This is a genomic window from Allobosea sp. 117 (assembly GCF_000702305.1).
Classification (GTDB): Bacteria; Pseudomonadota; Alphaproteobacteria; order Rhizobiales; family Xanthobacteraceae; genus Ancylobacter.
This window is the reverse complement of sequence record NZ_JNLC01000016.1, coordinates 114,449-126,652: the sequence shown is the minus strand read 5'-3', so window position 1 is coordinate 126,652 and position 12,204 is coordinate 114,449. Positions and strand designations below refer to the sequence as shown.

The following is a 12,204-nucleotide window of genomic DNA, read 5'->3' as shown; positions in this document are numbered from 1 at the left end:
GCCTGAAGCACTCCTATGATCGGGTTTAGCGCATGTCCGTGACCGCCAGGACGTCCGACACGTCGATGGAAGACATTCTGGCGTCCATCCGCCGCATCATCGCCGACGACGGCACGCGGCGTTCGGCCGCCCGGTCGGCAGCCGCAGCAACCCCCCAGGCGGAAGTGCAGCCGTCGGCGGCCGCTCCGCAGCCGCGGGCAGCGTCGCTTCAGGGTATGTCGGGCACGGCGCCGTCCGCGGCTCGGCCGGCGTCCGTCGAGCCGCTGCGCAGCTTTGCCACCTCGCAGCCTCCGCTGGCCTCCATGCCGGCGGAACAGCGCGCTCCGGTCCCGCCTGGTCAGTTCGGCATCGAGGATGTGCAGTTCGAGATCGAAGAGGCGCTGAAGAACGCGCTCATGGACGAACTCCCGGCGCTTCCGCCGTCACCGCCGCCGCCGGCTAGCGACGCACTCGCTCAGCCCGCGGATCAGCGTCCGGCCCCGGCACCCGCGGCGGAACCGATCACCGCTGCACCGGCGCGACCGGTCCCAACGCTTGCGGCAACGCCGGCAGCGTCTGCCACGGCGACGGTGCGCCCGTCGCTGTCGTCCGCCTACCGGCCTGCCGCGACGCCCGCGGGTGGCAGCACGGCGTCCGCCTATTCTCCGCGCCGCCCGGAATCCTCCTTCGCCGACAGCCAGCGGCGGTCTGCGGCGCCGGCCGATGCCGAACGGCTGGTTTCGCCGCCGACCGACAGCGCGGTCGCGGCCTCCTTCGGCACGCTGGCCCGCACCATCATGACCAGCAACAGCCGCTCGCTCGACGACATGGTGGCCGAGCTGCTGCGCCCGATGCTGCGGCACTGGCTCGACGAGAACCTGCCGACCATCGTCGAGCGCCTGGTACGCGCGGAGATCGAGCGCGTCGCCCGTGGCGGCCGCTGATCCGTCGCCGGCACCGATGATCGCGGGGCGGCCATACCGTGAGGCCGATTGACTCGGCTCACCGCCTCCGCTTTCTGTCCCACCACGCCACATGAGCGCTGCCGGACCGCTTTCCAGCGGTTCGGACACGCTTTCCTTCCAGAACGCGTGTCCACACGCCGGCGTCGGACATGCGAGGTGCCGGAGCCGTCATGCTCGATAACAGGTTCGATCCCGCCGCCGTCGAAGGCCGCATCTATGAGGCATGGGTGGCGGCCGACGCCTTCAAGGCCGGGCGCGCCGACCGCGTGGGGGCGAAGCCCTACAGCATCGTGATCCCGCCGCCGAACGTCACCGGCTCGCTGCATATGGGCCACGCGCTCAACAACACGCTGCAGGACATCCTCTGCCGGCTGGAGCGCATGCGCGGGCGCGACGTGCTCTGGCAGGTCGGCACCGACCATGCCGGCATCGCGACGCAGATGGTGGTCGAGCGCCAGCTCGCCGAACGCCAGCAGCCCGGCCGCCGCGAGATGGGTCGCGAGGCCTTCGTCGAGCGCGTCTGGGCGTGGAAGGAGGAATCGGGCGGCACCATCATCCAGCAGCTCAAGCGCCTCGGCGCTTCCTGCGACTGGTCGCGCGAGCGCTTCACCATGGATGAGGGGCTGTCCCGCGCCGTGGTGAAGGTGTTCGTCCAGCTCTACAAGGAAGGGCTGATCTACAAGGACAAGCGCCTCGTCAACTGGGACCCCAAGTTCCAGTCCGCCATCTCCGATCTTGAGGTGGTGCAGGTCGAGGTGAAGGGCCACCTTTGGCATTTCCGCTATCCGCTGGCGGACGGCGTCACCTATCAGCACCCCATCGTGTTCGACGAGCACGACCAGCCGGTCGAGTTCGAGACCCGCGACTACATCGTCGTCGCCACCACCCGGCCCGAGACCATGCTCGGCGACACGGCGGTTGCGGTGCATCCGGACGACCCGCGCTATCAGGGGCTGGTGGCTGCCGGGGCGAAGGTGAAGCTGCCGCTGGTCGGCCGGCTGATCCCGATCGTCGCCGACGAGTATTCCGACCCGACCAAGGGCACTGGCGCGGTGAAGATCACCCCGGCGCACGATTTCAACGATTTCGAGGTCGGCCGCCGCCACGACCTGCCGATGATCAACGTGCTCGACGCCGAGGCGCGTCTCTCGCTGATGGAGAATGGCGATTTCCTCGACGGCGCGGTGCCCGGCATCGATCTGGATCAGGTGCTGGCGCTCGACGGCCAGAGCCGCGAGGCGGCACGCAAGGCGGTCATTGCCCTGATGGAGGAGCGTGGCCTGCTCGACAGGATCGAGCCGCACATCAATATGGTGCCGCATGGCGACCGCTCCAACGCGGTGATCGAGCCCTGGCTGACCGACCAGTGGTATGTCGACGCCCACACGCTCGCCCAGCCGGCGCTCGCCGCCGTGCGGGAGGGGCGGACGACCTTCGTCCCGAAGAACTGGGAGAAGACCTATTTCGAGTGGCTGGAGAACATCCAGCCCTGGTGCATCTCGCGCCAGCTCTGGTGGGGTCACCAGATCCCGGCCTGGTACGGGCCGGACGGCACCGTCTTCGTCGAGGAGACGGAGGAGGAGGCGGTCGCGAGCGCGCTCGCCCACTGCGTGCAGGCGGGTATCATCACCGATGCCGAGGCGCAGGAGCTCGCCGGCGATCCGGAGAAATGCGCCGCCCTCATCACCCGCGACGAGGACGTGCTCGACACCTGGTTCTCCTCCGCGCTCTGGCCGTTCTCGACGCTCGGCTGGCCGGACGAGACCAAGGAGCTGGAGCGCTACTACCCGACCTCGGTGCTGATCACCGGCTTCGACATCATCTTCTTCTGGGTCGCCCGGATGATGATGATGGGCCTGCACTTCATGCCCGACGTGCCGTTCAGGGACGTCTACATCCACGCCCTCGTCCGTGACGAGAAGGGCGCCAAGATGTCGAAGTCCAAGGGCAACGTCATCGATCCGCTCTCGCTGATCGACCAGTACGGGGCGGATGCGCTGCGCTTCACGCTCGCCGCCATGGCGGCGCAGGGCCGCGACATCAAGCTGGCGACCTCGCGCGTCGAGGGCTATCGCAACTTTGCGACCAAGCTCTGGAACGCCGCCCGCTTCGCCGAGATGAACGAGTGCCGGCACGATCCGGCCTTCGTGCCCTCCGCCGTCACCTCGACGCTGAACCGGTGGATCGTCGGCGAGACAGAGCGCGCTGCCGCCGAGATCACCGAAGCGCTTGATGCCTACAAGTTCAACGAGGCGGCCGGCGCGGCCTATCGCTTCGTCTGGAACATCTTCTGCGACTGGTATCTGGAGCTCGCCAAGCCCGTCTTCATGAACGCTGACAGCCCGTGGAAGGCCGAGACCCGCGCCACCACCGCTTTCGTGCTCGACGAGATCCTGAAGCTGCTGCACCCCTTCATGCCGTTCCTCACCGAGGAGCTGTGGCACCGCACGGTCGAGCACGGCAGGGCGCGCGACACCTATCTCGCCCTGGCGCCGTGGCCGATGCTCGTCGGGCTGGAGGCGCCGGAGGCCGAGGCGGAGATCGGCTGGCTGATCGACCTCGTCACCGAGATCAGGTCCGTGCGCGCCGAGATGAACGTGCCGGCCGGGGCTCAACTGCCGCTGGTGCTGGTCGGCGCGAGTGCCGAGACGCGCGAGCGGGCGAGCCGCTGGAACGACGCGCTGGTCCGGCTGGCGCGCCTGTCCTCCATCGCCTTCGCCGACGAGGCACCGCAGGGCGCGGTGCAACTCGTCGTGCGCGGCGAGACGGCGGCGCTGCCGCTCGCCGGCGTCATCGACATGGTGGCGGAAGCCGCGCGGCTTTCCAAGGAACTCGCCAAGGCGGTGGACGACATCGCCCGCGTCGATGCCAAGCTCGGCAATCCCGATTTCCTCGCCCGGGCCAAGGAAGAGGTGATCGAGGAGCAACGTGAGCGCCGCGAGGCGGCCGAGGCCCGCGCGGCGAAGATCCGCGAGGCGCTGTCGCGGATCGGCGCGGCATAGCCGGCCCGCCGTACCCGCTCCCGAAGCCGGCTGGCCGCGGTCAGCTCTCGGTGGCGGCCGGCGGCGTCGACGAAGCCGGAACGGCGTCGTCCGTCACCGGCGGCAGATATTTGTCCAGCTCCGCGCGCAGGCGCTCGATCACGTCGGCGGCCTCCGACAGCTCGTCCTCGATCTTGTCGCGGGGGAACCGGTCGAGGTCCGCCGCCATTGTGCGCAGGCGCTCGACGATATTGCCGCTCGACATGTTGATCTCCTTGTTTCCTTGAGCACCGTGCGATGCCAATCCCGGGCGGCTCCTCTGGCACTTCTTCGTCGCGGCCATATGACAGAGCGACGACATGTCCCCGGAAGAGTCCGCGGAAGAGATGGCGCGCCTTCGGGGCAGGGTGATTCCGTGTCGTTCCCGCAACAGTGGCGCGCATTCGCCACGCCACGCTCTGGGGCGTGACCGAACGCCGCGAAGCCGCCACAAACCCGCACGAAATCCGACTGAGACGCGGTGGAGAGTAGTGTCCGGGTGCAGTGCCCGAGAATTCCGTCGCTGCCGGGACGCGCGCGTAGATGGACGCCAGGACGATCATCGACAAGACGAGGCTGCCGAGCCGGCACGTGACCGAAGGTCCTGCCCGCGCGCCGCACCGCTCCTATCTTTACGCGATGGGCCTCACCCGCGAGCAGATTCACCAGCCGCTGGTCGGCGTCGCATCCTGTTGGAACGAGGCCGCGCCCTGCAACATCTCGCTGATGCGCCAGGCGCAGGCGGTGAAGAAGGGCGTCGCCGCGGCCGCCGGCACGCCGCGCGAGTTCTGCACCATCACCGTCACCGACGGCATCGCCATGGGCCATGAGGGCATGAAGGCGTCGCTCGCCTCGCGCGAGGTGATCGCCGACAGCGTCGAGCTCACCATGCGCGGCCATGCCTATGACGCGCTCGTCGGCCTCGCCGGCTGCGACAAGTCCCTGCCGGGCATGATGATGGCGATGGTGCGGCTCAACGTGCCGTCGATCTTCATCTATGGCGGCTCGATCCTGCCCGGCTCCTATCGCGGCCAGCCGGTGACCGTGCAGGACCTGTTCGAGGCGGTCGGCAAGTACTCGGTCGGCGCCATGTCGGCCGAGGACCTCGACGAGCTGGAGCAGGTGGCCTGCCCCTCGGCCGGCGCCTGCGGCGCGCAGTTCACCGCCAACACCATGGCCACCGTCTCCGAGGCGATCGGCCTCGCGCTGCCCTATTCGGCCGGCGCGCCGGCCCCTTATGAGATCCGCGACAAGTTCTGCATGGCCGCCGGCGAGCAGGTGATGGAGCTTCTGGCGCGCAGAATCCGCCCGCGCGACATCGTCACCCGCAAGGCGCTGGAGAACGCCGCTACCGTGGTCGCGGCCTCCGGCGGCTCGACCAATGCCGGCCTGCATCTGCCGGCCATCGCCCATGAGGCGGGCATCGAATTCGACCTGTTCGACGTGTGCGAGATCTTCAAGCGCACGCCCTATATCGCCGACCTGAAGCCGGGCGGGCGCTATGTGGCCAAGGATATGTTCGAGGCGGGCGGCATCCCGCTGCTCATGAAGACGCTGCTCGACCACGGCTATCTGCATGGCGACTGCCTGACGGTGACCGGCCGCACCATCGCCGAGAACCTCGCTTCGGTAAAATGGAACCCGCATCAGGACGTGGTGCGTCCGGCCAATGATCCGATCACCGTCACCGGAGGCGTGGTCGGCCTGAAGGGCAATCTCGCCCCGGACGGCGCCATCGTGAAGGTCGCCGGGCTCAAGAACCTGAAGTTCACCGGCCCGGCCCGCTGCTTCGACGGCGAGGAAGCCTGTTTCGAGGCCGTCACCAACCGCGCCTACAAGGAAGGCGAGGTTCTGGTGATCCGCTACGAGGGCCCGAAGGGTGGTCCGGGGATGCGCGAGATGCTCTCGACCACCGCGGCGCTCTACGGCCAGGGCATGGGCGACAAGGTCGCGCTCATCACCGACGGACGCTTCTCGGGCGCCACGCGCGGCTTCTGCATCGGCCATGTCGGACCGGAGGCGGCGGTCGGCGGCCCGATCGGACTGATCCGCGACGGCGACATCATCACCATCGACGCGGTCGAGGGCATCCTCGACGTCGCGCTTTCGGACGAGGAACTGGCCGCGCGCCGTGGCGCCTGGCAGCCGCGTCCGTCGTCTTTCGGCTCGGGGGCCATCTGGAAATTCGCGCAGGCCGTCGGGCCGGCGCGCGCGGGCGCCGTCACCCATCCGGGTGGTGCCGCCGAGACATCGTGCTATGCGGATATTTGACCTTTCAGCCCTCTCGCTCGCCGTGGCGCTCGGCCTTACGCCGGTCGCCGCCCTGGCGTTCGACGGCAACACCGATTCCCCGCCGGCTCCCGCCGCGCCGAACCCGGCCGTCGCGGCCCCGGCGGCGGCGCCCAGCGCGCTCGGTCGTCCGCTTGACGAGGCCGTGCGGCTCGGCACGCGCGCGCTGCGCTCCGGCGAGACCGAGAAGGCGATCGATTCCCTGCGCTATGCCGCCGACCAGGGCCACCCCGGCGCCCAGTGGAAGCTCGGCCGCATGTATGCGGACGGTGATATCGTCGCCCGCGACGACATCAAGGCGTTCGATTACTTCACGCAGATCGCCAACATGCATGCCGACGACAACCCGTCGGCGCCGCAGGCCCGCTTCGTGGCCGACGCCTTCGTCGCGCTCGGCGGCTACTATCTGAACGGCATCCCGAACAGCAAGGTGCGCCGCGATCTCGGCCGCGCCCGCGACATGTTCGCCTATGCCGCCTCCTATTTCGGCGATCCGGATGCGCAGTACCAACTCGCCCGGCTCTACATCGACGGTAACGGCGTTCAGCGCGATCCGCGCTTCGCCGCCCGCTGGCTCGGCCTCGCCGCGCAGAAGGGGCAGTACCAGGCGCAGGCCGCGCTCGGCGCGCTGCTGTTCAAGGGCGACGAGGGCGTGCCCCGGCAGGCCGCGCGCGGGCTGATGTGGCTCACGCTGGCGCGCGACGCGGCGGCGAGTTCGGGCGACAGATGGATCGTCGAGAGCTATGACGAAGCCTTCTCCGAGGCGACCTCAGACGAGCGCGCCATGGCACTGCTCTATCTCGAGCAGCACTTGAAGGTCGATCGCTAAGCCACTGAGTTGACGTAGAGTCAGGCGCGGGCGGGGAGATCCAGCTCGGCCCAGACCGGCACATGGTCGGACGGCTTCTCCCAGGACCGCGCGTGCTTGTCGATGCCGATCGCCTTGAGGTGGTCGGCCGCCTGCGGCGACAGCAGCAGGTGATCGATGCGGATGCCGTTGTTCTTCTGCCAGGCGCCGGCCTGATAGTCCCAGAAGGTGTAGAGCCCCGGCGCGTCGCTCACCGCGCGCACCGCGTCCGTCAGCCCGAGATTGAGGAGCGAGCGGAACGCCGCGCGCGTCTTCGGCAGGAACAGCGCGTCATTGACCCAGAGGGCGGGGTCGCGCGCGTCCTCCGGCTCGGGGATGACGTTGTAGTCGCCGGCGATGACGAGCGGCTCCTCCAGCGCGAGGCGCTGCTGGACGAGGGCGCGCAGGCGCGCCATCCAGCCGAGCTTGTAGGGATATTTCTCGGTATCCGGCGGATTGCCGTTCGGCAGATAGATGCCGCACACGCGCACGACGCCGCGTCCGGTGGACACCACCACCTCGATGAAGCGCGACTGCACGTCCTCCCCGTCGCCGGGCAGGCCGGTGGTGACCTCGTCGAAGGGCAGCTTCGAGAGCACGGCGACGCCGTTGAAGCCCTTCTGCCCATGGACGGCCACGTTGTAGCCGGCGGCCTCGAAGGCCGCGCGCGGAAACTGGTCGTCCTGGCACTTGATCTCCTGCAGGCACACGATGTCCGGCTGGCGCTCCTTGAGCCAGGCCAGTGTGTTGTCGAGCCGCAGCCGGATGGAGTTCACGTTCCAGGTGGCGATGCGCATGCGGTCCTCCGGCGATTCCGGGCGCCAGTCTACAGCACCGGCAGCAGTCGGCGCAGGATCAGCGCCGAGGAGCGGGCGACTTCCTCGGCGAAGACGTGGATGTCGAAATGCGACTCGTGCCCGGCAAGGTCCGACAGCGCCCGGATCACCAGCCACCGCACGCCGAAGGCGGAGCAGGCCTGGGCCATCGCGGCGCCTTCCATCTCCACAGCAAGCGCGCCGAACTGCGTGAACAGGCGTTCGCGCAAGACCTCGCTGTTGACGAACTGGTCGCCGGTGAGCACGCGGCCGACCGTCAGCCTCGGCGGCAGGTCCGACCCGCCCGCGGCGCGCGAGAGCGGCGCCAGAACCAATTCGGCCAGTTCGGCCCGCACGGTGCGGATCATGCCCACATCGGCCGCGAGGCCGAGCTGCTCGGTCGGATTGAAGAAGGGCAGGTGCCCGGCCTGATAGGCGACGAAGCCATCGGGGCCGTGATGGCCGGCATCGTGCTGCACCACATGGTCGGCGATCACCACATCGCCGATCGCCAGCGCCGGATCGAGCCCGCCGGCAATACCCGAAAATACCACCAGCCGCGCGCCGAAACGCTCGATTAGCAGCGTGGTGGCGATCGCCGCATTCACCTTGCCCATGCCGGCCTGCGCCAGCACCACCGGCCGGCCATCGAGCCGTCCGGTGTGGAAGCGCATGCCGGCGACGTCATGGATGCCGTCGCTGTCCAGATTGTCGATGAGAAAAGCCAGCTCCTGCGCGAGCGCGCACAGAACGCCGACCGCTGCCATCAGAGGGCGAGCGCGAAGCTGGTGCCGCAGCCGCAGGACGAGCTGGCGTGCGGGTTCTCGATCTTGAACGAGGCGCCGATCAGGTCGTCGATGAAATCGATGTGCGAGCCGGACATGTATTCGAGCGAGACGGGATCGATGACCACCGTCGCCCCGTGCTCGGCGATGACGATGTCGTCCTCCGCCCGCTCGCGGGTGATGTCGAACTTGTACTGGAAGCCGGAGCAGCCGCCGCCCTCGACGCTCACCCGCAGCATGCTCTGCGGGGGCTCGCCGGCGAGGATCTCGGCGATCCGCCGAGCCGCCCGGTCGGTGACCGCGACCTGCTCGCTCGAAACGCTTGCGCTCATGTCGCAGCCTTCGGGTTGAATATGACCTGCCCCAATAGTTAAGTGCTGCCCGCCCTGAGTCCAAGGGCATTTTTCGCGTGGCTGGCATGGGGGAGGGCGCTGATGGCGGTAGCGGGAGCACGCCCGCGCGTCCCATGGGCGTCGCGCGCTGAGGAAAGTCGCGGGCGCCTTGTCGCCGAGCCGGAATATCCGTCCCGCAGCACCTTCCGGCGCGATGCGGACCGCATCATCCATTCCAGCGCCTTCCGCCGGCTTGCGCACAAGACGCAGGTCTTCGTCTATCACGAGGGCGATCATTACCGCACGCGCCTCACCCATACGCTCGAGGTGGTGCAGGTGGCGCGGTCCATCGCCCGCGCGCTCGGTCTCGACGAGGACCTCGCCGAGACGGTGGCGCTCGCCCATGATCTCGGCCACCCGCCCTTCGCCCATGCCGGCGAGCGGGTGCTGAACGCCTGCATGGCGGATTATGGGGGATTCGATCACAACGCGCAGTCGCTGCGCGTCGTCACGCGGCTGGAAAACCGCTATCCGGCCTTCGACGGGCTGAACCTCGTCTGGGAGAGCCACGAGGGCATCGTCAAGCACAACGGGCCGCTGGCGGTCGCGCCCGCCGGGCTGTTGCCGCACGCCATCGCCACCCATGCGGCGCGGCAGGACCTGTGGCTGTGGAGCTGGCCCTCGGCGGAGGCGCAGGTGGCCGCCATCGCCGACGACATCGCCTACAACGTCCATGACATGGACGACGGCCTGCGCGCCGGGCTGTTCGGGCTCGACGAGCTCGCCGGGCTGCCGCTGATCGGCGCGATCATCGCGGAAATCCGAGCGCAGTGGCCGGACATCGGGGAGCCGCGCATGATCCACGAGATCGGCCGCCGGCTGATCACCGTGCTGATCGAGGATGTGGTCACGGAGACGGGCCGCCGGACCGGGGAGGCCGGCGTGGGCTCGGCCGACGATGTGCGCCGGGCGGGCAGGGCACTGGTCGGCTTCTCGCCGGAGGTCGCGCAGGCGGAGAAGGCGATCAAGGGCTTCCTCTTCCCGCACATGTACCGCCACCCGCGCGTCGCCCGGGTGATGGAGGATGCCGGCGAGGTGGTGCGCGACCTGTTCCGCCGCTACATGGCCGATACCGAAGCGCTGCCGGCGGAATGGCGGGCGACGGTCGCCGGGCGGACGGAGGAGGCGCGGGCGCGGCGCATCGCCGATTTCATCGCCGGCCAGACCGACCGCTACGCGCTCGCCGAGCATGCGCGGCTCTTTGACTCGACCCCGGAACTGCGCTAGCCGCACCGCGCGGCCGGCATGGCCGCCCGGAGCCTATGATGAACCTCTACGCGATCTTCGCCGATCACGTCCGTGCCGCACTCGCCGCGCTCGCGGCCGAGGGCGTCCTGCCCGGCGGCCTCGATGCCACCCGCGTCGTGGTCGAGCCGCCGCGCGATGCCAGCCACGGCGATCTCGCGACCAATGCCGCCATGGTGCTCGCCAAGGACGCCGGCCTGAAGCCGCGCGATCTCGCCGAGAAGCTGGCCGGCAAGCTCGCCGAGGTCGAAGGCGTCGCCTCGGTCGGCGTTGCCGGCCCCGGCTTCATCAACATTTCGCTGGCTCCCGGCTACTGGCCGCGCGTGCTTGCCGCCATGCTCGGCCTCGGCGCCGCCTATGGCCGCGCCGATCTCGGCGGCGGGCAGCCGATCAATGTGGAGTACGTTTCGGCCAATCCCACGGGGCCGATGCATGTCGGCCATTGCCGCGGCGCCGTTTTCGGCGATGCGCTGGCCAACCTGCTGGCCTTCGCCGGCTGGAGCGTCACCCGCGAATATTACATCAACGACGCCGGCGCGCAGGTCGACGTGCTCGCCCGCTCGGTGTTCCTGCGCTACCGCGAAGCGCTCGGCGAGAGCATCACCATCCCCGAGGGATTGTATCCCGGCGACTATCTGGTGCCGGTTGGCAAGGCGCTGGCGGCGACGTATGGCGACACGCTGCTGGTCAAATCGGAAGACCAGTGGCTGCCGCTGGTACGTGTTGCAGCAATTGATGCAATGATGGAGATGATCCGCACCGATCTCGGCGCGCTCAACATCCGTCACGACGTGTTCTTCTCCGAGCGCACGCTGCATGCCCGGGACGGCGGCAACGCCAGCATCATCGACCGGCTGCTCGACGAGCTGCGCGCCCGCGACCTCGTCTATGAGGGACGCCTGCCGCCGCCCAAGGGGGCGCCGGTCGAGGACTGGGAGGATCGCGAGCAGACGCTGTTCCGCGCCACCCTGTTCGGCGACGACGTCGACCGGCCGCTGATGAAGTCGGATGGCAGCTACACCTATTTCGCCGCCGACATCGCCTATCACAAGGACAAGTTCGATCGCGGCTTCAAGCGCATGATCGACGTCTGGGGCGCCGACCACGGCGGCTATGTGAAGCGCATGCAGGCGGCGGTGAAGGCGGCGACCGGCGGGGAGGGGAGCCTCGACATCGAGCTCTGCCAGCTCGTGCGGCTGCTGCGGGCCGGCGAGCCGGTGAAGATGTCGAAGCGCGCCGGAGATTTCGTCACCCTGCGCGACGTGGTCGACGAGGTCGGCCGCGACGCGGTGCGCTTCATGATGCTCAACCGCAAGAACGACGCGGTGCTGGACTTCGATCTCGCCAAGGTGATCGAGCAGACGCGCGAGAACCCGGTGTTCTACGTCCAGTACGCCCATGCGAGGGCGTCCTCGATCCTGCGCAACGCCCGCATCGCGTTCCCGGAGCTGCCACGCGAGCCCGCGGCCTTCGCCTCGGCGGAGCTCGACCGGCTCACCGACGAGGGCGAGATCGGCCTCGCGCGTCTGGTTGCGGGATACCCGCGCCTGATCGAGCAGGCCGCCGCCGCGCGCGAGCCGCACCGGGTGGCGTTCTACCTCTATGATCTCGCAAGTGCCCTCCACGCCCAGTGGAATCGCGGCAAGGACTCGCCTCATTTACGCTTCATTATCGAAGATGATCGAGTCTTGACCTATGCGCGGATCGGTCTGATTCATGCGACTGCGCTGGTCATCGCTTCCGGACTGTCCGTCCTTGGGGTCGATGCTCCCGAAGAAATGCGGTGAGTGGGTCGTGGTGCCATACGTGGCCGTCCGCTGCCGTGATGCCACCGGCCGCCGGCCGGTGTGGAACGGTTCGCAGCACG

10 protein-coding genes are annotated in these 12,204 nt (G+C 68.8%); 6 read left to right on the top strand and 4 right to left on the bottom strand.

The window, feature by feature from the left end:
• The first annotated feature begins 32 nt into the window (after positions 1–32).
• Together U742_RS0117385 and U742_RS0117380 are read left to right on the top strand one after the other, a co-directional pair.
• Positions 33–923, top strand: a complete 891-nt coding sequence (locus U742_RS0117385; protein ID WP_081853077.1) for a PopZ family protein — start codon at positions 33–35, stop codon at positions 921–923.
• Between the two features lie 191 nt (positions 924–1,114).
• Positions 1,115–3,946, top strand: a complete 2,832-nt coding sequence (locus U742_RS0117380; protein ID WP_029355301.1) for a valine--tRNA ligase — start codon at positions 1,115–1,117, stop codon at positions 3,944–3,946.
• Between the two features lie 40 nt (positions 3,947–3,986).
• On the opposite strand, the gene U742_RS22225 is transcribed toward U742_RS0117380, so the two are convergent.
• Positions 3,987–4,190 (bottom strand): hypothetical protein, encoded by a 204-nt coding sequence (locus U742_RS22225; RefSeq protein WP_038362023.1) that lies wholly within the window; start codon positions 4,188–4,190, stop codon positions 3,987–3,989.
• A 317-nt stretch (positions 4,191–4,507) separates the two neighbouring features.
• Between U742_RS22225 and ilvD the strand changes: the two genes are divergently transcribed.
• A complete protein-coding gene (gene ilvD / locus U742_RS0117370; protein WP_029355299.1) occupies positions 4,508–6,235 on the top strand; it encodes a dihydroxy-acid dehydratase in 1,728 nt (575 codons plus the stop codon).
• Positions 6,222–7,082, top strand: coding sequence for a tetratricopeptide repeat protein (locus tag U742_RS0117365; protein ID WP_029355298.1), 861 nt, complete (start codon positions 6,222–6,224; stop codon positions 7,080–7,082). The genes ilvD and U742_RS0117365 overlap by 14 nt, the downstream gene beginning before the upstream one ends.
• Before the next feature lie 20 nt (positions 7,083–7,102).
• Here the strand turns inward: U742_RS0117365 and xth are convergent, their stop codons facing one another.
• The 3 genes from xth to erpA are packed head-to-tail and all read right to left on the bottom strand — an operon-like array spanning position 7,103 to position 9,032.
• Positions 7,103–7,897, bottom strand: coding sequence for an exodeoxyribonuclease III (gene xth / locus U742_RS0117360; protein ID WP_029355296.1), 795 nt, complete (start codon positions 7,895–7,897; stop codon positions 7,103–7,105).
• 29 nt (positions 7,898–7,926) lie between these two features.
• Positions 7,927–8,682, bottom strand: coding sequence for a 5'-methylthioadenosine/adenosylhomocysteine nucleosidase (locus tag U742_RS0117355; protein ID WP_029355294.1), 756 nt, complete (start codon positions 8,680–8,682; stop codon positions 7,927–7,929).
• The gene (erpA, locus tag U742_RS0117350) at positions 8,682–9,032 is read right to left on the bottom strand and encodes an iron-sulfur cluster insertion protein ErpA (protein ID WP_029355292.1); all 351 of its coding nucleotides are present in this window, start codon (positions 9,030–9,032) and stop codon (positions 8,682–8,684) included. The genes U742_RS0117355 and erpA overlap by 1 nt, the downstream gene beginning before the upstream one ends.
• 102 nt (positions 9,033–9,134) lie before the next feature.
• Between erpA and U742_RS0117345 the strand changes: the two genes are divergently transcribed.
• Both U742_RS0117345 and argS read left to right on the top strand, forming a co-directional pair.
• A complete protein-coding gene (locus U742_RS0117345; protein ID WP_029355290.1) occupies positions 9,135–10,319 on the top strand; it encodes a deoxyguanosinetriphosphate triphosphohydrolase in 1,185 nt (394 codons plus the stop codon).
• Between the two features lie 38 nt (positions 10,320–10,357).
• On the top strand, positions 10,358–12,124 hold the full coding sequence (argS, locus tag U742_RS0117340; RefSeq protein WP_029355288.1) for an arginine--tRNA ligase: 1,767 nt from the start codon (positions 10,358–10,360) through the stop codon (positions 12,122–12,124).
• Positions 12,125–12,204: the final 80 nt, after the last annotated feature.